Raw genomic sequence first — 20,840 nt, forward strand, 5'->3', positions numbered from 1 at the left:
CGTTCGCGACCTCAGGGCGGGCAAGCTCACTCCTCGGGCTCACTTGCACACCTCGGTGTCGGGGCTGTCACTGTTCAGGAGTTGGTCGGCAGTGCCGTCGAGCAGCGCGCGGACCCGGTCGGCGGCGTCCCGGCGCCACAGGTGGGCGGCGAGCGCGATTCCGGAGGCGACGTCCTCGGCCGACGCCGCGCCGTGGCACACCACCACGGTGCCGGCCACGCCGAGCAGGGCGGCCGCGCGGGGGGCGCCGCCGCGGTCGGGCGGTCCGCCGGCCATCGCGTACGCGCCCTCGATCGCCTTGAGCAGCACGTTACCGGTGAACCCGTCGGTGACCACCACGTCGGCGCGCGCGCCGAGGGCGACGTCGTACCCCTCGACCAGGCCGACGTAGCGGGCCGCGCAGGGCAGGTCGAGGGCGGCCAGCAGCGGATCGGCGGCCCGCCGGCAGCGGTCCCCCTTGCCCGCCTCGGTGCCGACGGAGAGCAGGCCGACCCGGGGCGCGGCGACGGCGTGCGCGACCGCGGCGTAGGCCGCGCCGAGCAGGGCGTGCCGGGCCAGGGTGGCCGGTCGGGGTTCCAGGGAGCCGCCGACGTCGAGCAGCACCACCGGGCCGGCGACGGCCGGCAGGGTGGCCACCAGGGCGGGGCGGCGGACTTCGGTCCACCGGCCGAAGCCGAGCGCGGCGGCGGAGACGGTGGCGCCGGTGGAACCGGCGGAGACGAGGGCGTCGGCGGCGCCGTCGCGGATGGCCGCGACGGCCGCACGGACGGTGCTGTCGGCGCGGGGCGCGTGGTGGGTCGCGCCGGCGGCGGCCCGCACCGGGCGGACCGTGATCCGGGCGCGCTGCACCGGCGTCAGGGCGTCGGTCACCAAGGCCGCGACCTCGGTCGGGCCGACGAGCAGCAGATGCAGGTCGGGGTCGGCACGCACCGCACGCAGAGCGCCGTCAACCACGACGGCGGGAGCATCGTCCCCGCCGAGGAGGTCAACGGCGATCCGCGCGGTGCCCGGCTCCATCGGAACGCCGGCCGGAACAGGCCGGCCGGCGTCGGAGGGAGCCGGGGCACCGGGCGATCGCCTGGGTGCGCGCGCCGCCCGACCCGTGGTCGGGGGCGTCACTCGGCGTCCAGGTCAGACCTCGAGAACCTGGCGGCCGTTGTACGTGCCGCAGACGGAGCACGCCGCGTGCGGCAGCTTGGGGGACTTGCACTGCGGGCAGGCCACGGTCGCGACCACGGCCGCCTTCCAGTTCGCCCGGCGGGACCGGGTGTTGCTGCGCGACATCTTGCGCTTCGGGACGGCCACGGTTCCTACTCCTCTGTACGGTTCAGTTGCGACAGGCCCGCCCAACGCGGGTCGATCTGCTGGTGGCTGTGGTCGGCCGGCAGATCGTCCCAGTGCACCCCGCATTCGGGGCACAAGCCTGGGCAGTCCTCCCGGCAGAGCGGGTTCGTCGGCAGCGTGAGCACCACCGCGTCCCGCAGCGCCGGTTCCAGGTCGATCAGATCGTCCTGCATCCGGCCCACCTCGTCCTCGTCGGTCGTTTCGTCCGTGGTGCTGTTCTCGTACGCGTACAGCTCCTGGACGTTCACGACCATCGAGTCGTTGATCTCGCGCAGGCAGCGCCCGCACTCGCCCTTGACGGGACCGCTGACGGTCCCGGAGACGAGCACGCCCTCGGACACCGACTCCATCCTCAGGTCGAGGTCGAGGTCCGCGCCCTCCGGCACGCCGATCATCTCCACGCCGAGGTCCGCCGGCGCCGGCACGACCCGCTTGACCGTACGCAACGCACCAGGGCGACGCGGCAGGTCTCTCGTGTCGAGAACCAGCGGCGCCCTGGGGTTGAGTGATGAAGGCGAGTGCTTGGGCATAGTCAGACTCCGGCCGGTGATAGGCCGACAAAAAAGGTTACCTGGACGGCGGCCCGCGAGTCGAACCGGGGGCCACGCACCACCGGGCTGTCGGCTTTCCGGTGTGCCGCTCAGAAGGGTAGCGGGCGTTCCGCCTCGTCCCCAGCGAAGGTGCCGATCTCCCGCAGCGCGTGCATCTTGTCCCGGCCGCGCTCTATCGAGGCCAACGCCCTGGTGAGGAACTGCTCGAAGTTGGCCAGGGCCGTGTCGACGTAGTCGTCCACCTCGTCCCGCAGCCGCTGCGCCTCCGCCCGGGCCTCCGCGATGATCCGGGCGCCCTCGTGCTCCGCGGAGACCGTGATCTCGTTCACCGACACCAGGCGGGCGTGTTCCGCCTCACCCTCGCTGATGATCCGGTCGGCCTCCCGCTTGCCGGCCTCCATGATCTTGTCCCGCTCCTCGAGGAGTGCGGCGGCGCGGCGCAGGTCGGCCGGGAGTTCACCGCGCAGCTCGTCCAGGGCCTCGATCATCTCGCCCCGGTCGACCATGCAGTTGTTGCGCGACATCGGGACGGAGCGGGCCTGCTCCACCATGGCGATCAGTTCGTCGATGCGATCGAGCGGGTCCACCGGTACCTCACTCCCTGTCGTTCGTCGGCCGACCTACATGATGCGGGTTACGGCCGGGTTCCCGCTCCACACATGATGTCGTGCGGGAGCGAGCCTCGCCCCATCCATCCCGGTCCGGCGCGTCGCGGCGCCGCCGGGCGGGGTGGCCGCGGGCGGCGGGGGGTCAGGCCCGGTGCTCCGGGCCCAGCCGGGCCACCAGCTGGTGGCGCACCACGTCCGGGACGTGGGAGGAGATGTCGCCGCCCCACTTCGCCACGTCCTTGACCAGGCTGGAGGAGAGGAAGGAGTAGAGCGGGTTGGTGGGCATGAAGAGCGTCTCGACCCCGGCGAGGCCGATGTTCATCTGCGCCATCTGCAACTCGTAGTCGAAGTCGCTGACCGCCCGCAGTCCCTTGATCAGGACGCTCGCCTCCTGCGCGCGGCAGAAGTCGACCAGCAGGCCGCGGAAGGACTCGACCCGCACGTTGTCGTACGAGGAGGTCACCTCGCGGAGCATTTCGATCCGCTCCTCGACCGTGAACAGGCCGCTCTTCGACTGGTTCACCAGTACACCGACGATCACCTCGTCGAAGAGCCGGCTGGCTCGTCCGATGATGTCGAGGTGTCCGTTGGTGACCGGATCGAACGAGCCGGGACACACCGCACGTCTCATGATCGGCGACCGTACCAAAGGGTTGTCTCGCCGTAACGGCGACTGCGCTCTCCGGTGACGCCCTCCACCCACGGGACCGGACCAGTGCGGCTGGACCGCTCCACCACGACCAGGGCGTCCGGGGCCAGCCAGGCGCCGTCGACCAGCGCGGCCAGCAGCGCGGCGATCTCGGCGTCGGGCACCGCGTAGGGCGGGTCGGCGAAGACCACGTCGTACGGGGCGCCGTCCGGGCCGGCGGCAAGCACGGTGGCCACCTTGCCGGTGACCAGTCGGGCGGCCGGCGCGGCCCGCAGCGCCGCCACGTTCTCCCTGATCACCCGGGCGGCCCGGGGATCGGACTCGACCAGCAGCACGTGCTGGGCGCCCCGGGACAGCGCCTCCAGGCCGACCGCGCCGGAGCCGGCGTACAGGTCGGCGAAGCGGGCGCCGGCCAGGTCCACCTCGGCCTGCACCGCGCTGAACAACGCCTCGCGCACCCGGTCGGAGGTGGGTCGGGTGCCGGCGCCGGGCGGCGCGGCGATCCGCCGGCCGCCGAGCGTGCCGGCGACGATCCGGGTCACGGTTGCCCCCTGTCCATGGCCCTGACGCTACGCGACGCGCGAGCCGGACCGGCGGACACGGTGGGTCCCGGCGGAGCGGCCAGATACTCACTTCTCGTATATCAAAGATCTCAGATGCGTAACATCGTCGTGGGTCGTTTTCGAGCGCTGTGCCGGCGGTGGCCCGCCCGCTAGGGTCTGCCCGGTGCCGGCGGCGCTCTCCGCCGGCCGTGCGGTGCCGGGGAAGGCGCTGTCACGGACGTGCCGCAACGCGACCGGGACGAAAAGCACCCCCCACGCCGCACCCTGACGCATCATCACCCCGGGAGTACGCGTGATTCGCACCCTGCCGCCACGGCGACCGCTCGCCGTGGTCGCCGCCGCGCTGGCCGGCCTCGCCACGGCGCTCGCCTTCACGGCGCCGGCGACGGCGACCGACAGCTCACCGTCACCGACCGCCCCGCCGACCGCGACCAACTCGCCCAGCATCCCGGCCGAGCCGACGCCCACCTGCGTCAAGGCGGCCGACGCCCGCTACACCCACACGTTCGACGGGCCCGCAGGCAAGGCCTCCATCACCCTGACCAACGGACCGCTCTGCGCGGGCGAGGAGCAGGAGCTGGCGCTGGTGTCCTACGTGACGCCGTCGGCGACCTTCGCCGTGCCGCAGTACGTGCTCGACAAGTCGGTCAAGAAGTTCAGCGGCGTCACCGCCGGCGAGCTGGGCGTGGCCACCCTGGACTTCACGGTCGAGGTGCCGAACTGCTACACCCAGGTGGACTTCGTCTTCGGCAGCAGGGCATTCGATCCGCTGACCGACACCAGCGACCGGTACGGCGACCGCAAGGTGGGCAGCTCCGCGGGCCCCGGTGCCCGCTCCACCGGCCCCCGGGCCTGGTACAACGGCGGTTCGGGCACGTGCAGCGCCGCGCCCGAGGTGATCGCCGAGTCCGACTGCGACGGCAACGTCGAGCTGACCCTGGTCAACCGCAGCGGCAACGCCCCGGCGACCTTCACCGTCACGGGCAGTGCCGGCTTCACCGAGACCGTCACCGTCCCCATGCGCAAGATCGAGACCCGGAAGCTCAGCTCCGGCGAGGCGCAGGAGATCACCGTGGCCGCCGCCGGCATGAAGGACTTCACCGGCGGCTGGGAGAAGCCCGCGGACTGCCAGCAGCCCGAGATCGGCGCGCCCGACGCCGGGTACGAGTCCACCTGTGACGCGCTGACCTTCCGGATCAGCAACCCCGAGAACGGCGCCCGGCTGACCTCCACCTTCACCCCGAGCAAGGGGCAGCCGAAGACGCTGACCGTCGAGCCGGGCCGCACCGGGACGGTCCGCTTCGCCGCCAGCAAGGGCCTGACCGTCACCGTCACCGGCGACCTCGATTCCGGCGGCCCGCTGGCCTGGGAGCAGCCGGAGGACTGCCCGACCGGCGGGACCGGCGGCGGCGACCAGCCCAAGGACGGCCTGCCGGTCACCGGCGTCCCAGCGGGCGGCATCGCCGCGGGCGCGCTCGCCCTGCTGACGGCCGGCGCGGTGCTCTTCGTCGTCGCCCGACGTCGCCGGATCCGCTTCACCGCCTGATCCACCCGACCTGCGAGGGCGCGCCGGCTCCGGTCGGCGCGCTCTCGTCTCCGGATCGTCCGAAGTGGATCCCAGCGACCGTTCGATGACTCACCGTGGATCGATGATCTCGAAACGGCAACAACCCGGGATCGGTTCAGGACGCCCCGCCGCCCCTCGGTACGGTCACCCGGCACGCCCGCGCTCCACGCGGACGCGCCTGCCTGCCGAGGAGGCCGTGCTGAGCCCGCGACCGATCGGTCGCGTCGGCTCCCACCTCCCGGCCGGATACCCCGCATCCCTCGTCAGGAGTACACGTGAACCGCCTGAAGTTCCGGCGCGTCGCGGCGGTCACCGCCGGCGCGCTGATCGGCCTCGCCGGCGTCGCGACCGTCGCCGCCCCCGCCCTGGCCCACCACCCCGAGCCCTCGGGCACCTACTGTGCCGCCAAGGATGGCAAGGTCACCGTCAACTGGACCGTCGGCAACAGCGAGAGCGACATCACCGGCACCGTCACCAAGCTCGAGTCGACCGTGCCCGGTGACTTCACCGGCACCCTGAAGCTCGGCGGCGAGCTGCCGAAGAAGGGCGACGGCCCGGCCACCGCCACCCAGACGCACACCTTCACCGGTGAGGTGCCGGAGCTGAAGCTGACCGTCGAGGCGAAGTGGACGCGCGACGACCGCATCATCACCGAGGAGCGCACCGTCACCGCCCAGCCGGCCGGCGACTGCGCCCCGGCCGAGTCGCCGTCGCCGACCGCGCCGGCCTCGCCGACCGCGAGCCCGGAGCCGACCAGCTCCCCGGAGCCCACCCCGACCCAGTCGAGCCCGGCCACGCCGACCAGCCCCGCGGCGACCCCGTCCAGCCCGGCGGCCACCACCCCGGCCGAGCCGGAGGAGCCGGTGTTCCGGCTCGAGGAGACCTGCGACGAGATGACCTTCATCGTGGAGAACCCGGCGAAGGGCATCCCCTTCACCGCCACGCTGAAGACCGAGAAGGGCGTCACCAAGAAGCTCGAGTCCACCCCGGGCAAGACCACCTCGGTCAGCTTCGACGCGTACCAGGGCCTGAAGGTCACCGTCTCCTACGACATCGTCGAGGGCTCGGAGACCATCGAGTACACCCAGCCGGAGAAGTGCGACAAGGGTGAGGGCGGTGGCCTCCCGGTCACCGGTGTCGCCACCGGTGGCATCGCCGCCGGCGCCGTCGTGCTGCTCGCCGCGGGCGCGATCCTGTTCGTGGTGGCCCGCCGCCGCCGGGTCCGCTTCACCGCCTGAGCGCCAACCGCCTGACGCCGAAGGGCGCGTCGACCGACCGGTCGACGCGCCCTTCGCGCTGTGCGGGGACCCTCCGGCGGGTCAGCCCTTCTCCAGGTACTCCGCCCGCTCCTCGTCGACCAGCGCCGCGACCGAGGCGGCCAGGGCGGGGTGCCGCGCCAGCTCCGGGTCCTCCTCGACCAGGGTGATCGCCTCGGCCCGGGCGTCCCGGATCAGGTCGGTGTCGCGTCTCAGCGAGAGCAGCCGCAGGTGCGAGCGGCGGCCCGACTGGGTGGCGCCCAGCACGTCGCCCTCCCGGCGCTGTTCCAGATCCAGCTCGGCCAGCTTGAAACCGTCGGTGGTGGAGGCGACCGCGTCGAGCCGCTCCCGGGCCGACGAACCCTCGGCCGCCTCACTCACCAGCAGGCAGAGCCCCGGCGCACTCCCCCGACCCACCCGGCCGCGCAACTGGTGCAGCTGGGAGACGCCGAACCGGTCCGCGTCCAGCACGATCATCACGGTGGCGTTGGGCACGTTCACGCCCACCTCGACGACGGTGGTGGCGACCAGCACGTCCAGCTTCCCGTCGGCGAAGGAGCGCATCACCGCGTCCTTCTCGTCGGCGGGCAGCCGGCCGTGCAGAACGCCGATCCGCAGCCCGTGCAGCGGCCCCTCGGCCAACAGCGGCGCCACCTCCGTCACCGCCACGGGTGGCCGTCGGCCGTTGTCGTCCTCCCGGGGCGCCTCCTCGTCGGAGGCCGGGCCGTCACCGATACGCGGGCAGACCACGTACGCCTGGTGGCCGGCGGTGACCTCCTCGCGCAGCCGGCGCCACGCCCGATCCAGGAAGGCCGGCTTCTCGGCCGCCGGCACCACGTGCGAGGCGATCGGGGAGCGTCCCTGCGGCAGCTGGGACAGGGTGGACGTCTCCAGGTCGCCGTAGACCGTCATCGCCACCGTGCGCGGGATCGGGGTGGCCGTCATCACCAGCACGTGCGGCGGCTGGTCCGCCTTGGACCGCAGCGCGTCGCGCTGCTCCACCCCGAACCGGTGCTGCTCGTCGACGACCACCAGACCCAGATCGGCGAAGTCGACCCCCTCGTAGAGCAGGGCGTGGGTACCCAGCACGATGCCGGCCCGGCCGGCGGCGACCTCGGCCAACGCCCGGCGGCGGGCCGCCGCGCCGAGCGAACCGGTGACCAGCTCGACCCGGGTGGCGTCGTCCGCGGCGTCCAGCTCGCCGGCCCGGGCAAGGGGGCCGAGCAGGTCGAGCATTCCCCGGTGATGCTGGGCGGCGAGCACCTCGGTCGGGGCGAGCAGCGCCGCCTGGCCACCCGCGTCGACCACCTGGAGCATCGCCCGCAGCGCCACGACCGTCTTGCCGGAGCCGACCTCGCCCTGAAGCAGCCGGTGCATCGGGTGCGGGGCGGCCAGGTCGGCGGCGATCTCCACGCCCACGTCCCGCTGGCCGGTCGTCAGCTCGTACGGCAGCCGGGCGTCGAACGCGTCCAGCAGCCCACCGGGCTTCGGCGGACGGGGCCGGGCCGGCCAGGACGCCGCCCGCTGCTTGCGCTGCACCAGGGTGAGCTGCACGGCGAACGCCTCGTCCCACTTCAGCCGGCGGCGGGCCCGGTACAGCTCCTCCTTGCTGGACGGCCGGTGGATCTCGCGGAGCGCTGCGCCGATGCCGATCAGGTTGCGGCCGGCCCGCACGGTGGCCGGCAGCGGATCCTCCGGCGGGGTGAAGGTGTCCAGCACCACCCGTACGCAACGGGCGATCACCCAGGTCGGCACGGCCGCGGCGGCCGGGTAGACCGGGATCAGCGCGCCGGCGAACTCCTCGATCTCCTCGCTGGCCGCCGCCTCGCCGTCGGTCGAATCCCCGAGCAGCTGGTATTCCGGGGCGTTGAGCTGCCGCTTGCCCCGGAACTCGGTGACCTTGCCGGCGAAGAGCCCCCACCGGCCGGGGCGCAGCTCCCGCTCCCGCCACGCCTGGCCGAAGAAGGTGAGGGTGAGCACCCCGCCGGAGCCGTCGCCGACGGTCACCTCCAGCAGGTTGCCCCGGCGCTGGCGCATCGGCCGGACCGCGGTGCGCTGCACCTGGGCCAGCACCGTCACCTGCTCGCCGACGTCGAGCGAGCGGATGTCGGTGTGCTCGCCGCGCTCGTCGTAGCGGCGGGGGAAGTGGTAGACCAGGTCGCCTGCGGTGTGCAGGTCGAGGTGGCTGGCCAGCGCCTTGGCGGTCTTCTCCCCGACCAGCTTCTTGAGCGCAGTGTCCACCGTGGTCGGTTCGGACGTCGTCATTCGACCCCCACCAGGAGCGGATAGTGCGGTTGGCCGCCCGGGTACGCCTGCACCTCCACGAACGGCCAGCGCCGGCCGAGATGGGCGCGGATCGCGTCGGCCAGGCCCGCCGGGGCGTCCGCGCCGGTGAGCAGGGTGACCAGCTCGCCGCCGCCGCCGAGCATCCGGTCGACCACGGCGGCGCAGGTGTCGACGAGGTCGGCGCCGATCAGGTGCACCTCCCCCTCCACCAGCGCGAGCACGTCACCGGGGCGGCACGGGCCGGCGACGGTCAGCGCCTCCCGGCTGGCCCAGCAGACCTCGGCGTACCGGCAGGCGCCGGCGGCCTCGGCCATCGCGATCACGTCGTCCTCGAACCGGCGCCGCGGATCGCGGACGGCGAGCGCGGCCAGCGCCTGCACCGGCGACCGGGTGGGCACCACGCTGACCTTGACCCCGAAGCCGTGCGCCTCGCGGGCCGCGGCGCTCGCCACCGCCTGCGTGTTCGGGTCGTTGGGGAGCACCACCACCCGGGCGGCGGCGGTGGCCCGCACCGCGTCGAGCAGCTCGGCCGTGGACGGGTTGCCCGGCACCACCGTGGCCCCCTCGCCGGCGAAGAGCTCGGCGATGCCGGCGCCGGCGGCGACCACCACGGCCGCCCGGCCGTCCGGCGCGAGGCCGGGCCGCGGGGCCGGCACGTTCTGGTCGGCGAACCGGGTCACCGAGATCCGGTACGGCCGACCGGCGGTCACCCCCGCCTCCACCGCCGCGCCCACGTCGTTCACGTGCACGTGCACGTTCCACGTGGTGGACGCCTCGGGCGAGGCCCCGTCGCCGACCACCACCAGCGAGTCGCCCAGCGCGGCCAGTTCGGCCCGCATCGCGGCCACCGCCTCGTGCCCGGCGTCGAGCAGGAACTGCACCTCGTAGGCGTACTCGGCGGAGCCGCTCTCCCGGACGGCGGTGAGCGGCGCGCGGGCCGCGCGGGTCACCGGCGCCGGCCGGGGCGGGCTCTCCCCGGTGACCACCTCGACCAGCGCGTCCAGCAGCAGGCAGAGCCCCCGCCCACCGGCGTCGACCACGCCGGCCCGGGCCAGCGCGGGGAGTTGCTCGGGGGTGCGGGCCAGGGCCCGGGTGGCCTCGCCGGCCGCGGCCCGGGCCACCGTGCGCAGGTTGTCGCTGTCGGCCTGCTCGGCCGCCGTCGCGGCCGCCGCCACCACGCTGAGCAGGGTGCCCTCCACGGGCCGGGCGACGGCGGCGTACGCGGCGACGGTGGCGTCGCGCAGCCCGGCGGCCAACTCGCGGCCGCGCACCGCGGGCGCGGCGGCGAGCGCGTCGGCCATTCCGCGCAGGATCTGCGACAGGATCACCCCGGAGTTGCCGCGGGCGCCGAGCAGCGCGCCCCGGGCCATCAGCCGCAGGGCGTGCCCGTGCCCGGTGTGCCCGTCCTCCGGGAGGGTGCCCAGATCCATCGCCAGCGCCTGCTGGGCGGAGGTGAGGGTGAGGACCATGTTGGTGCCGGTGTCGCCGTCCGGGACGGGATAGACGTTGAGGTCGTCGATCTCGCCCTGGTGGCGGCGGAGCGCGGTCAGCCCACTCGCGCACCAGCGGCGCACCGCGGCGGCGTCGAGGGTGTCCAGCACGGCCAGAAGCCTACTGGCGCGCACCGACACCCGCCGGGGTCGGCCGCCCTCCCCCGGCGTGTCCGTCGACCCCCCGGTCAGGCCAGCACGCCGGCGAGCTGACGCAGCCCGGCGCGATGGTCGGGGGCGCCGGGCGCCCAGTCCAGTTCGGCGCGGGCCCGCGCGTTCGACACCCGCATCGAGGTGGTCAGGATCCGGTGCACGTACGGCAGCGGGCGCAGCAGCCCGGCCGGCACCCGGGGCGGGCGGGGCGCGCCGACGGTCCGGGCGAACTCGTCGAGCCAGTCACCCCAGCGCACCGGCGCGCCGTCGACCACGTTGTACGCCGCGCCCGCCCGACCCCGCTCCAGCGCCGCCACGGTCGCCGTCGCCGCGTCGTCGATGGTCACCAGGTTCACCAGCCCACCCCCGGTACGCGGGACGGGGAACCACCGCCGGCGCAGCATTCGGGCGATGGACCGGGTACTGGCGTCCTCGCCGTAGAACAGCCCGTACCGCAGCGCCACCCCGGTCAGGTCGGACGCCCCGCAGGCCTGCTCCTCGGCGGCCCGCATCGCCGCGACGTGCGCCCCGGTGGGGCCGGGTTCCGGTCGGCCGAACGGGTCGTCCTCGGTCAGCGGGCGCTCGCCGTGATCCCGGTAGCCGTAGCCGAAGACCATCGACTGCACCACGAACCGGGTGGCGCCCACCTCGCGGGCGAGGGCGAGCAGGTGGGCGGTGCCGGTGGTGCGCAGCAGGTTGGTGGCCGTCATGTCGGCGTGCCGGACCGGCGGCCGGCGCAGCGCGGTCAGCTCGTGCAGCACGGCGTCGGCGGTGACGCCGGCGCAGGCCCGCAGCAGCGCGTCCCGGTCGAGGACGTCGGCGACGACCGGGCGTACGCCGGCCGCGTCGAGCCGGGCCGCGGCGGCCTCGGAACGGGTGAGGCCGACGACCTCGTGGCCGGCGCCGCGCAGGTGGCGGATGAGCGGGCCCCCGATCGCACCGGAGGCCCCGGCGAGAACTACCCTCATGGTCGCGTCCCTTCGTGAAGTTTCGTACCGGGGACGGGCCGGCCGTGGCGATCGTGACGGTGACCGGCCGCACACCGGAGCCGCCCGACCGGGCCGGTTGGTCCGGCGCACGGGTCATCGGGTAACCTGGCCAGGTTGCCCGGGCAGCGCCTGCCGGCGACCTCATGAACGTTTCAATCCCAGGAGTATCCCGTGGCTAGCGTGTGCGACGTCTGTGGCAAGGGGCCGGGCTTCGGCCACAACGTGTCCCACTCGCACCGGCGGACCAACCGCCGCTGGAACCCGAACATCCAGTCGGTGCGTACCCCGGCCGGTGGCGGCAACACCAAGAAGTTGCAGGTCTGCACCTCGTGCATCAAGGCCGGCAAGGTCACCCGCGCCTGACGCGGTAGCGCCTCCAGCTCGAAGATTCGCCAGCACCGGCGGGCCGTCACGGTCCGCCGGTTCTGTCGTGTCCGGGTACGGGCGGCCGGAGCCGCCGTCACCGCTCTGGGCCCGGCGGGATCAGAGGGTACGGCCGAAGGAGAGGCAGCCCGGCTCGTCGGCGTAGAAGCCGAAGTTCGGGATCCGCTCGTAGCCGGCGGAGATGTACATCCCGATCGCCTCGGGCTGCTTGTCGCCGCACTCCAGGATGATCTGCTTGCGCCCGTGCAGCCGGGCCGATTCCTCCACCGCGGCGAGCACCGCGCGGGCGACCCCCCGCCCACGGGCGGCCGGCGCGGTGTACATCCGCTTCAGCTCGGCGGTGTCGTCGCCGTGGCCGCGCCAGCCGCCGCAGCCGACCGGCTCGCCGTCGAGGTGGGCGACGAGGAACGCGCCGTGCGGCGGCACGAACTCGGCCGCGTCCACCGGCGTCTCGTCACCGCTGCCGCCGTAGCGCTCGCCCAGGTCGGCCAGGGCGGCCCGGATCAGCGACTGCGCCACCGGCGAGTCGAACGCCAGCGGCTGGATCTCGATCTCACTCACCGGAGAAGGGTACGACCGGCGCGGCCCGCCCTCCGGGTGCCGGTCACCGGACGTGGCGGACGCCTCTCCCGGACCGCCGGCACGCCACGCCGCCCGGCTGAGGCCGATTCAGCAGTTGCTTAAGGCGGAACCCCGGTCCTTCGGGGCCGGGGGGGAACGCCGTTACGGACCGGGACGTTTCTGGTTTTGATTTCCTTGACCACGGCGAGTGGTGCGTCGCCGCAGGTCCCGGCGAAGTACGACGGGGACCACAGGTGCGCGCCCCAGAGGTACCGGCGCAGGCGCGGTCCGTGTTCGTGGCGCAGCCTGGGTCTATCTGAGTGATGTAGGCCGAAGCTACGGTGGTCATGTGAAGCTGGTCGTGCAGGTGAAGCTGCTGCCGACGCCCGAGCAGGCGTCGGCGTTGGAGGCGACCCTGCGCGCGTGCAACACGGCGGCGTCGGACGTGGCGGCCGTGGCCCGGGAGACCGGGACGTACCGGAACTACGACCTGCGTAAGCACGTCTACGCCGGGATCAAGGCCGACTACGCCCTGGGTGCCCAGGCGGCCCAGCACGTGATCAAGAAGGTCTCCGACGCCTACGCCACGTTGAAGGCGAACCTGCGAGCTGGCAACTACGGCAAGCCCGGCTCGAAGCGGCGCCGCAACGTCGGGACCAACCCGATCGGGTTCCGCTGGAACGCGGCCCAGCCCTATGACGCCCGGATGCTGTCCTGGCAGGCCGATGCCCGGACCGTGTCCATCTGGACCACCCACGGCCGGCTCAAGGGCGTCGCCTATACCGGGTCCGTCGACCAGCTCAAGGCGATCGCCACCAGCAAGACCGGCGAGTCGGACCTGATCTTCCGGGACGGCATGTGGTTCCTGTACGCCACCGTCGAGGTGCCCGAACCTGAACTGATCGACCCGTCCGGCTTCCTCGGCGTGGACATGGGCATCGCCAACATCGCCTACGACTCCGACGGCACTCGCTACGCCGGCGACCGGCTCAACGGCTACCGCCGGCGGCAGCTGCGGCTGCGCAAGCGGTTGCAGGAGAAGGACACCAAGTCGGCCCGGCGGCTGCTGGCCCGGCGTAACAAGAAGGAAGCGCGGCACGCCGCGAACGTCAACCACCGCATCGCCAAGACCATCGTGACCGAGGCTGTACGCACCGGTCGCGGCATCGCCGTCGAGGAACTGACGGGGATCCGCGAACGGGTCCGGCTCCGCAAGCCCCAACGGGTCACACTCCACTCGTGGTCGTTCCACCAACTCGGCAGCTTCCTGGACTACAAGGCCCGCCGAGCAGGTGTACCGCTGGTCCAGGTCGACCCGCGGTACACCTCCCAGACCTGCAACGGCTGCGGGCACCGCGACAAGCGGAACCGGCCGGACCAGGAAACCTTCCACTGTCGGTCGTGCGGGGTCGTTGCCCACGCCGATCACAATGCGGCCCTCAACATCGCCCAGCGCGGCGTCGAGGGCTGGGGCGCAGTCAACCGTCCGCACGCGGCATCACCCTGCATCCAGCAGGGGGACTGACCTGCAAGCCTACCCATTCATGGGCGGGTAGTTGACCGGAAGTGGTCCCAGCCGGCCGGTCCCTGGTAGGGCGCGCCGTCGACCGTGATCCCGGCGCCCTCGACGACCCGGCCGATCGGCCGCCATTCGGCGGGCAGGGCCACCGACCGGGGGAAGGTCGCGGCCAGCGCGTGGTCGTCGCCCCCGCCGAGGATCCAGGTGTACGGGTCGACGCCGAGCGCCTGCGCGGCGTCGCCCATCTGCCGGGGCACCTCGAAGGCGGCCCGGTGCACGTCGAGACCGACCCCGCTGGCCTTCGCCACGTGCCCCAGGTCGGCCAGGAGCCCGTCCGAGACGTCGATCATGGCGGTGGCGCCGAGGCGGGCGGCGTGCGGCCCGGCCGCGTACGGCACCTCCGGCCGCCGGTACGCCTCGACCAGCACCCGGGGGGTGCGGAAGCCGCGGGAGAGCACGGTCAGCCCGGCGGCGGCCCACCCGGTCCGGCCGGCCAGCGCGAGGACGTCCCCGGGCCGGGCGCCCGAGCGGACCACCGGCGGGTGCCCGTCCAGGTCGCCGAGGGCGGTGACCGCGATGGTCAGGGTCGGGCTGGCGGACATGTCCCCGCCGACGACGCTCGCCCCGACCGCGCCGGCCTCCGCGCCCAGCCCGTCGGCCAGCCCCTCGGCCCAGCTCGTCTCCAGCTCCGCCGGCATGCAGAGGGCGACCAGCAGCGCCGTCGGGGTGGCCCCCATCGCGGCGATGTCGGCCAGGTTGGCCGCCGCCGCCCGGTGCCCCACGTCCGTGGCGCTGGACCAGTCCCGCCGGAAGTGCCGCCCCTCGACCAGCACGTCGGTGGAGGCGACCACCCGCCGGTCCGGGGCGGCCACCACGGCCCCGTCGTCGCCTGGGCCGAGCAGGCAGGTCGGGCCGTACGTCAGTCGGGCGGTCACCCGGTCGATCAGACCGAACTCGCCGACACCCGCGACACTCATGTCATCCTCTCGCCACGCTCGCTCACTGCTTCCCCTCGACCACCGATAGGGATCACGCCTGCTCCGTAGGGTAGTTTCACCCTTCGGGCCGCCCCGGGGCGGCGACGGACGGAGGTCGAGTCGTGGTACAGGCGTACATCCTCATCCAGACCGAGGTCGGGCGGGCGCGTGACGTGGCCGGGCTGATCTCGGACCTCGCCGGCGTGGTACGGGTCGACGCCGTCACCGGGCCGTACGACGTGGTGGTCCTCACCGAGGCGAACACCGTCGACGAGCTCGGCAAACTCATCGTCAGCAAGGTGCAGATGGTGCCCGGGATCACCCGCACCCTCACGTGTTCGGTGGTGCGCCTGTAAGTGGACGAGAAGACTTCCACCCCCGCTCCCGACGCCGCGACGGCGTCCGCCCGCCGGCCCGGCAAGGCTTCCGGCTGGGACCGGTCGACCCGTCGGGCCGCCCTGGTGGCCACCCTGGTCGCGGTCCCGGTGACCGTGGCGGTGGCCGCGGTGGCCGTCGCGAAGCTGGCGCCGGACTCCCCGTCCGCGGCGCCGAGCCCCACCGTGACCTCGGCCCGCCCGCAGGCCACCGGGCCGGTCGAGATGGCCGCGCCGGCCCTGGCCGCGCGGCCCGCCACGGTGTGCCGGGCGCTGGTCTCGCAGCTCCCCGACACGATCCGGGACCTGGCCCAGCGGCCGGTCAGCGCGGGGCCCGAGCAGAACGTCGCGTACGGCGACCCGGCGGTGACGGTGTCCTGCGGCGGGGCCTCGCCCACGGTCGGGGCGACCGACGACGTCTGGACGGTCAACAAGGTCTGCTGGTTCGCCAAGGAGGAGACCGACGCCACGGTCCTCACCACGGTGGACCGGGAGACCCCGGTCACCCTGCGGGTGCCGCGCTCGTACGGCCAGGCCCTGCAGTGGGCGCCGCCGATCGCCGACACCATCATCGCCGCCGTTCCCTCCGGCGGCACCCCACCCGCCGGCTGCCGCGCCTGACCCACCCCACCCCCGCCTTCCGGGGTGCACATGCACGGAAAGAGTGGCTTCCCGGGCCCGGGAGTCCACTCTTTCCGTGAATGAGCGTGGTGATGGGGTCGGGGTGGTCAGCGGTGGAGGGCGGTGCGGATGAGGCGGTTGACCAGCTTCGGGTATTCCAGGCCGGCGGCGGCCCACATCCTCGGGAACATCGACGTCGGGGTGAAGCCGGGCATCGTGTTGATCTCGTTGAGGTAGACGTCCAGCTCCGGGGTGACGAAGAAGTCGACCCGGGCCAGGCCGGAGCAGTCCAGCGCGGTGAAGGCGCGGGTGGCGTACTCCTGCACCTGGCGGGTGACGTGGTCGGGCAGCCCGGCGGGAATGTCGTACTCGCAGGCGTCGTCGATGTACTTCGCCTCGAAGTCGTACCAGTCGTGCCCGGAGACGACCCGCACCTCGGCCAGGACGGACGCCTCGGGCACACCGCCGGCCTCGCCCTCCAGCACGCCGCACTCGATCTCCCGGCCGACGATCGCGGCCTCCACCAGCACCTTCGTGTCGATCTCGCGGGCGGTCGCGACGGCGGCGTCGAGCTGCGCCCAGTCGTCGACCTTGGTGATGCCGAACGACGACCCGGCCCGGGACGGCTTGACGAAGACGGGCAGGCCGAGGCGCTCCTTGTCCTGCTCGCTCAGCGTCATGCCGTTGCGCAGCACCGCGTACGGCCCGACCGGGATGCCCTCGACGGCGCAGAGCTTCTTGGTGAACTCCTTGTCCATCGCCGCGGCGGAGGCGAAGACGTTGGCACCGACGTAGGGGATGTCGGCCATCTCCAGCATGCCCTGGATGGTGCCGTCCTCGCCGTACGCGCCGTGCAGCACCGGGAAGACCACGTCCACGTCGGCCAGCGCCCGGGGACCCTCGGTCGGGTCGAGCACCATCAGCCCACCGGCGGTGGGGTCGGCGCGGAGCACCACCTCGGCCCCGGAGCCGGCGGTGATCTCCGGCAGCTTGCGCGCCTGGATCGAGAGCTGCCCCGGGTCACCGCTGGTCAGCACCCACTGCCCCTGGCGGGTGATGCCGACCGGCACCACCTCGAACTCGTCCGGGTCGAGCGCGCCGAGCACGCTGCCGGCGCTGACGCAGGAGATGCCGTGCTCGGGGCTGCGACCGCCGAAGACGATCGCCACGCGGGTCTTGCCTGGGGTGGTCACTGGGTCACCTCTCGGTACGCGACTGCGGAGCCGCCAGCGGCTCACCCGGTTGACCTTACTGTGGGTGGCCGCGACCCGATGGTGATACCCGGGAGGACCCGGGGGTCCCTCGCAACCGGTCGTCCGTACCGATACGGTGCGTGACGGTCAGTCGGTGACCGGAACAGCCGGGCCGGGCCGCCGGCCCACCGCGATGACCTTCACCCGCTGCCGCCCGGCGCGGACCATGCCCAGCGCCATGAACGCGCCGGCGATCCGGTCGGCGGCCTCGCGGCTACTGGTGCCCACCACCTGGCGGCGCCGCTCGGGGCAGCTGCGTTCGTCACGGAACTCGCCCTCGACGGGCCGGACGTCGGTCAGCACCACCAGGAAGCGGGTCATCGCCGCCCATCCCGACATCCGGTCACCCTCATTCCCGAGCCCCTCCGCGACGGTCGGTGGCGGTGGCACGTGGCGATCGGGTACGGGGGAGTAAACCCGATCGCCACGCGCCCCATCCCCTTCGGTCGCTCACCCTCGCCGTCGCCACGACAACCGTTGGTGAGGACGCCATCGCAGGTTGACAGGTGGACAGGCGTGAATGCAACTCTCATCGGCGTTCTCTCATGCACACGTTCCCGCAGACATATGTCACCATCGACGTATGGCTCCGAAGACCGCCCGGGCCCGCCGACTCGGCATCGCCCTGCGGACCCACCGCGAGGCGGCCGGCCTCACCCTGGAGGCCGCCGCCCACGAGATCAACAGCACCCGCAGCACCCTGTCCCGGTACGAGAACGCGCAGACCCTGGTGAACCCGGCCACCGTGCGCGCGCTGCTCAACCTGTACGGGGTGGGGCCGGACGACATCGCCGCCGCGGTGCAGCTGGCCAAGGACACCCGCAAGCCGGGTTGGTGGGTGCCGTACTCGCACCTGCTGGACAAGCGCACCATCGACTTCATCGCCCTGGAGGCGGAGGCGACCGGCATCGCCAACTTCGAGCCCTCGGTGGTGCCGGGCCTGCTCCAGACCGCCGACTACATCCGCGGGGTGATGCGCGGCGGCCCGCACACCCTCGGCGACGACCAGGTCGAGCAGCGGGTCAAGCTCCGGCTGGACCGTCAGCACCGGATCACCGCCGACGACCCGCCCATCTTCGACGCGATCATCGACGAGGGCGCGCTGCTCCGCCCGGTCGGCGACCGGACGGTGATGGACGCCCAGCTGCGACATCTGCTCAAGATGTCCGAGCTGCCGAACGTCACGGTCCAGGTGATCCCGCTGTCGGCCGGCTACCACCGGGGCACCCGCGGCTCGCTGCACATCCTCGAGTTCGCCGACCCGGAGGACCCGCTCATCGCCTCTGTGGAGACCGTCGCCGGGCAGATGGTCCTCGACCGCCCGCATGACCTGCGTACCTGCACCAAGATCATGGAACACCTGCGGACCGTCGCGCTCAGCCCGACGGACAGCCGCGACCAGCTGCTGCAACTGTTGAAGGGACGGTAGGACCATGACACCGACGATCAGCGCGGCACTGGCCGCGGCTGCCTGGCGCAAGAGCAGCCACAGCGGGGACCAGGGTGCCTGCGTCGAGCTGGCCGCCGTACCGGGCCGGGTCGCGGTCCGCGACTCCAAGGACCCGACCGGGCCGGTGCTGCTCTTCCCGCCCGCCGCCTGGACCGCCTTCGCCGCCGCGCCGCCCCGCCGCTGAGCGGGCCGGGGGCGGCTCCGTCAGGCGCCGACCACCGCCCGGGCCGGCGGCTCGGCGCGCAACGCCTCCAGCGCCGCGATCGCCACGCCCCGGGCGCCGGCCATGTCCCGGTCCGGCACCAGGTCGAAGGTGGCGACCGCGGCCTGCTCTTCGCGGAGGACGGTGTGCTCGCGCACGGTCGCCAGGAACCACTCCCGGAACTCCGGCGCCGCCTCCACCACGCCGCCCCCCACGAAGTACGCGTGCGGGTCGGTGAAGTTCGCCGCGATGGTGAAGAGCCGGCCGAGCGCCGCCGCCTGCTGGGCGAAGACCTCACGGGCCAGCATGTCACCGCGCTCGGCGTACCCGCGCAGCAGCTTCGCGGCCCGGTCGGCCGGCTCGGCGGCGAGCGGGTGGTCGGGGTGCCGACCGAGCCAGTACGGCAGCAGGCTGCGCCGGATGCCGGTCAGCGAGGCGACGCTCTCCGCGTCCCCGGCGAAGCCGCAGGCGCAGGTCGGCACCGGCTGTTCGGGGGCGAGCAGCCCGGTCAGCGGGATGTGGACGTGCCCGAACTCGCCGGCCATCCCGGCCGCGCCGGTGACCACCCGGCCGTTCTCCACCACCCCGCCGCCCAGGCCGGTGCCGACGATCGCCGCCACCGACGACCGGCTCATCGCGTCCGCTCCGAAGTGGACGTGGTGCGCGTAGAGCGCGGCGGCGTTTCCGTCGTTGTGGTAGACCACGGGCAGGCCGAGCCGGCGCTCCAGCGCGCCCCGCACGTCGAAGCCGTGCCAGGCAGGCTGGGAGAAGTTGGTCGAGCCCCGGGACGAGATCACCCCCGTCGCGCTCGCCGGCCCCGGCGTGTCCAGCCCGACGGCGCGGACCAGCGCGCGCGGCACCCCGGTGTGGGCCAGCACCCCGTCCAGGGCCCGGGCCAGCGCCTCGATCGCCGCCTCCGGGCCGTCGCCCACCTCGCTCGGGATCTCCAGCAGCCCGTCGACCAGGAACCGTCCGTCCAGGGTCAGCACGGTGGCGTTGTCGCTCGTCCCGCCGTTGTCGAGGCCGACCACCACCGGCACATCCGTGCTGCCCATCCGACGCCTCCCGCCCGAGCCTGATGCGAGGTTAGTTCCCGCCCGACGCCACCGCCACGCCAGCCGGGCGAAGTGCCGGCCGGCAGGGACCCGGTTCAGGAGCCGGCGGCGGACATGACAGTGAGCGGACGGCCTCGGGCCTCAGCCCGACATCAGCCCGGCCGGCGGGCGGCGACGACGGTCGCCTCCCACTCCTCGGCGCGCTGCACCCGCGGGTCCAGGCCGAGCGCCGCCATGGCCGCGCAGAGCGGTTCCGCCTGGCTGTCGCTGATCTCCACCACCAGGTGACCGCCGGGGGCCAGCCAGTCCACCGCGCCGGCCGCCACCCGGCGGAGCACGGCCAGCCCGTCGACCCCGCCGTCCAGCGCCACCGGCGCCTCGTACAGCCGCGCCTCCGGCGGCAGCAGCGCCACGGCCGCCGTCGGGACGTACGGGGCGTTCGCCACCACCAGGTCGAGCTTGCCGCGCCAGCGCGGCGGCAGCGGGTCGTACAGGTCGCCGTGGAGGACCGACACGTCGCGGCCGGCAAGGTTGCGCCGGGCGCAGGCCACCGCCGCGGGGTCGACGTCGACGGCGGCGAGCCAGCGCGGGGCGAGCCGGGCGGCCAGCGCCACCGTGGTGGCTCCGGACCCGCAGCAGAGGTCGACCACCGCGGGCGCCGGCCCGGTGACCGCCACCGCGGCCGCCACCAGCAGGGCGGTACGACCACGGGGTACGAACACACCGGGGTCGACGGCGACCCGCAGCCCGCAGAACTCGGCCCAGCCGAGCACGTGTTCCAGCGGCAGGCCGTCGACCCGGCGCTGCACCAGCGTGGTCAGCGCGTCGGGCGAGTCGGCGGCGGCGATGAGCAGTTGCGCCTCGTCCTCGGCGTAGACGCAGCCGGCGGCGCGCAGCCGCTGGACGAGGGCGGGACGGTCGGGGTGGAACGGGGACGTTGCCATGGCAAACCCTTCGGGAACGCTCGTCGGCGCTCCCGCCGTCGCTA

The 20,840-nt window shown here is 73.6% G+C and carries 24 protein-coding genes; 8 read left to right on the top strand and 16 right to left on the bottom strand.

Features of this window, described 5'->3' with window-relative positions:
• Positions 1 to 39 precede the first annotated feature (39 nt).
• From AC5RWQ_RS20805 to rsmD, 6 genes are all read right to left on the bottom strand, one after another.
• Positions 40 to 1,017, bottom strand: a complete 978-nt coding sequence (locus AC5RWQ_RS20805) for a phosphate acyltransferase PlsX (protein WP_494284366.1) — start codon at positions 1,015 to 1,017, stop codon at positions 40 to 42.
• A 114-nt stretch (positions 1,018 to 1,131) separates the two neighbouring features.
• Positions 1,132 to 1,305 carry a 50S ribosomal protein L32 gene (gene rpmF / locus AC5RWQ_RS20810; RefSeq protein WP_088646032.1) on the bottom strand — a complete coding sequence of 58 codons (174 nt, stop codon included), beginning with the start codon at positions 1,303 to 1,305 and terminating at the stop codon, positions 1,132 to 1,134.
• A 5-nt stretch (positions 1,306 to 1,310) separates the two neighbouring features.
• Positions 1,311 to 1,874, bottom strand: coding sequence for a YceD family protein (locus AC5RWQ_RS20815; RefSeq protein WP_334482872.1), 564 nt, complete (start codon positions 1,872 to 1,874; stop codon positions 1,311 to 1,313).
• A 110-nt stretch (positions 1,875 to 1,984) separates the two neighbouring features.
• The gene (locus tag AC5RWQ_RS20820; RefSeq protein WP_334482875.1) at positions 1,985 to 2,482 is read right to left on the bottom strand and encodes a hypothetical protein; all 498 of its coding nucleotides are present in this window, start codon (positions 2,480 to 2,482) and stop codon (positions 1,985 to 1,987) included.
• A 163-nt stretch (positions 2,483 to 2,645) separates the two neighbouring features.
• Positions 2,646 to 3,134, bottom strand: a complete 489-nt coding sequence (gene coaD, locus AC5RWQ_RS20825) for a pantetheine-phosphate adenylyltransferase (protein WP_494284367.1) — start codon at positions 3,132 to 3,134, stop codon at positions 2,646 to 2,648.
• The gene (gene rsmD / locus AC5RWQ_RS20830) at positions 3,131 to 3,694 is read right to left on the bottom strand and encodes a 16S rRNA (guanine(966)-N(2))-methyltransferase RsmD (protein ID WP_494284368.1); all 564 of its coding nucleotides are present in this window, start codon (positions 3,692 to 3,694) and stop codon (positions 3,131 to 3,133) included. The genes coaD and rsmD overlap by 4 nt, the downstream gene beginning before the upstream one ends.
• 313 nt (positions 3,695 to 4,007) lie before the next feature.
• Here rsmD and AC5RWQ_RS20835 point away from each other — a divergent pair, with 313 nt between their 5' ends.
• Together AC5RWQ_RS20835 and AC5RWQ_RS20840 are read left to right on the top strand one after the other, a co-directional pair.
• A complete protein-coding gene (locus AC5RWQ_RS20835) occupies positions 4,008 to 5,261 on the top strand; it encodes a cell wall anchor protein (RefSeq protein WP_494284369.1) in 1,254 nt (417 codons plus the stop codon).
• A gap of 296 nt (positions 5,262 to 5,557) precedes the next feature.
• Positions 5,558 to 6,520 (top strand): cell wall anchor protein, encoded by a 963-nt coding sequence (locus AC5RWQ_RS20840; RefSeq protein WP_494284370.1) that lies wholly within the window; start codon positions 5,558 to 5,560, stop codon positions 6,518 to 6,520.
• Between the two features lie 81 nt (positions 6,521 to 6,601).
• On the opposite strand, the gene recG is transcribed toward AC5RWQ_RS20840, so the two are convergent.
• From recG to AC5RWQ_RS20855, 3 genes are all read right to left on the bottom strand, one after another.
• Complete coding sequence (gene recG / locus AC5RWQ_RS20845) at positions 6,602 to 8,803, bottom strand: ATP-dependent DNA helicase RecG (RefSeq protein WP_494284371.1); 2,202 nt, start codon at positions 8,801 to 8,803, stop codon at positions 6,602 to 6,604.
• Positions 8,800 to 10,425 carry a DAK2 domain-containing protein gene (locus AC5RWQ_RS20850; RefSeq protein ID WP_494284372.1) on the bottom strand — a complete coding sequence of 542 codons (1,626 nt, stop codon included), beginning with the start codon at positions 10,423 to 10,425 and terminating at the stop codon, positions 8,800 to 8,802. Before AC5RWQ_RS20850 ends, recG begins: the two co-directional genes overlap by 4 nt.
• Before the next feature lie 77 nt (positions 10,426 to 10,502).
• Positions 10,503 to 11,435 carry an NAD-dependent epimerase/dehydratase family protein gene (locus AC5RWQ_RS20855; protein ID WP_494284373.1) on the bottom strand — a complete coding sequence of 311 codons (933 nt, stop codon included), beginning with the start codon at positions 11,433 to 11,435 and terminating at the stop codon, positions 10,503 to 10,505.
• Positions 11,436 to 11,627: 192 nt separating this feature from the next.
• On the opposite strand from AC5RWQ_RS20855, the gene rpmB reads away from it, so the two are divergent.
• Positions 11,628 to 11,819, top strand: coding sequence for a 50S ribosomal protein L28 (gene rpmB / locus AC5RWQ_RS20860; protein WP_007456456.1), 192 nt, complete (start codon positions 11,628 to 11,630; stop codon positions 11,817 to 11,819).
• A gap of 120 nt (positions 11,820 to 11,939) precedes the next feature.
• On the opposite strand, the gene AC5RWQ_RS20865 is transcribed toward rpmB, so the two are convergent.
• The gene (locus AC5RWQ_RS20865; RefSeq protein ID WP_494284374.1) at positions 11,940 to 12,401 is read right to left on the bottom strand and encodes a GNAT family N-acetyltransferase; all 462 of its coding nucleotides are present in this window, start codon (positions 12,399 to 12,401) and stop codon (positions 11,940 to 11,942) included.
• A 119-nt stretch (positions 12,402 to 12,520) separates the two neighbouring features.
• Positions 12,521 to 12,706 (bottom strand): transposase, encoded by a 186-nt coding sequence (locus AC5RWQ_RS20870; RefSeq protein ID WP_494284437.1) that lies wholly within the window; start codon positions 12,704 to 12,706, stop codon positions 12,521 to 12,523.
• Positions 12,707 to 12,750: 44 nt separating this feature from the next.
• On the opposite strand from AC5RWQ_RS20870, the gene AC5RWQ_RS20875 reads away from it, so the two are divergent.
• Positions 12,751 to 13,926: an RNA-guided endonuclease InsQ/TnpB family protein gene (locus AC5RWQ_RS20875; protein ID WP_494284375.1), complete on the top strand. Its 1,176-nt coding sequence runs from the start codon at positions 12,751 to 12,753 to the stop codon at positions 13,924 to 13,926.
• 17 nt (positions 13,927 to 13,943) lie between these two features.
• Here AC5RWQ_RS20875 and AC5RWQ_RS20880 read toward each other — a convergent pair whose 3' ends face one another.
• Positions 13,944 to 14,897, bottom strand: a complete 954-nt coding sequence (locus AC5RWQ_RS20880) for a thiamine-phosphate kinase (protein ID WP_494284376.1) — start codon at positions 14,895 to 14,897, stop codon at positions 13,944 to 13,946.
• A gap of 122 nt (positions 14,898 to 15,019) precedes the next feature.
• Between AC5RWQ_RS20880 and AC5RWQ_RS20885 the strand changes: the two genes are divergently transcribed.
• Together AC5RWQ_RS20885 and AC5RWQ_RS20890 are read left to right on the top strand one after the other, a co-directional pair.
• Positions 15,020 to 15,253: an Lrp/AsnC ligand binding domain-containing protein gene (locus AC5RWQ_RS20885; RefSeq protein ID WP_089001579.1), complete on the top strand. Its 234-nt coding sequence runs from the start codon at positions 15,020 to 15,022 to the stop codon at positions 15,251 to 15,253.
• A complete protein-coding gene (locus tag AC5RWQ_RS20890; RefSeq protein WP_494284377.1) occupies positions 15,254 to 15,892 on the top strand; it encodes a DUF3515 family protein in 639 nt (212 codons plus the stop codon).
• Positions 15,893 to 15,999: 107 nt separating this feature from the next.
• On the opposite strand, the gene AC5RWQ_RS20895 is transcribed toward AC5RWQ_RS20890, so the two are convergent.
• The gene (locus AC5RWQ_RS20895; protein WP_494284378.1) at positions 16,000 to 17,085 is read right to left on the bottom strand and encodes a D-alanine--D-alanine ligase family protein; all 1,086 of its coding nucleotides are present in this window, start codon (positions 17,083 to 17,085) and stop codon (positions 16,000 to 16,002) included.
• A 147-nt stretch (positions 17,086 to 17,232) separates the two neighbouring features.
• Positions 17,233 to 17,466: a hypothetical protein gene (locus tag AC5RWQ_RS20900; protein WP_494284438.1), complete on the bottom strand. Its 234-nt coding sequence runs from the start codon at positions 17,464 to 17,466 to the stop codon at positions 17,233 to 17,235.
• Between the two features lie 262 nt (positions 17,467 to 17,728).
• On the opposite strand from AC5RWQ_RS20900, the gene AC5RWQ_RS20905 reads away from it, so the two are divergent.
• Both AC5RWQ_RS20905 and AC5RWQ_RS20910 read left to right on the top strand, forming a co-directional pair.
• A complete protein-coding gene (locus AC5RWQ_RS20905) occupies positions 17,729 to 18,574 on the top strand; it encodes a helix-turn-helix domain-containing protein (RefSeq protein WP_494284379.1) in 846 nt (281 codons plus the stop codon).
• A gap of 4 nt (positions 18,575 to 18,578) precedes the next feature.
• The gene (locus tag AC5RWQ_RS20910) at positions 18,579 to 18,779 is read left to right on the top strand and encodes a DUF397 domain-containing protein (RefSeq protein ID WP_494284380.1); all 201 of its coding nucleotides are present in this window, start codon (positions 18,579 to 18,581) and stop codon (positions 18,777 to 18,779) included.
• A 20-nt stretch (positions 18,780 to 18,799) separates the two neighbouring features.
• Here the strand turns inward: AC5RWQ_RS20910 and AC5RWQ_RS20915 are convergent, their stop codons facing one another.
• Both AC5RWQ_RS20915 and AC5RWQ_RS20920 read right to left on the bottom strand, forming a co-directional pair.
• Positions 18,800 to 19,852 carry an ROK family protein gene (locus AC5RWQ_RS20915; protein WP_494284381.1) on the bottom strand — a complete coding sequence of 351 codons (1,053 nt, stop codon included), beginning with the start codon at positions 19,850 to 19,852 and terminating at the stop codon, positions 18,800 to 18,802.
• A gap of 152 nt (positions 19,853 to 20,004) precedes the next feature.
• On the bottom strand, positions 20,005 to 20,796 hold the full coding sequence (locus tag AC5RWQ_RS20920; RefSeq protein ID WP_494284382.1) for a putative protein N(5)-glutamine methyltransferase: 792 nt from the start codon (positions 20,794 to 20,796) through the stop codon (positions 20,005 to 20,007).
• Positions 20,797 to 20,840: the final 44 nt, after the last annotated feature.

This window comes from Micromonospora sp. BS32 (assembly GCF_059089345.1).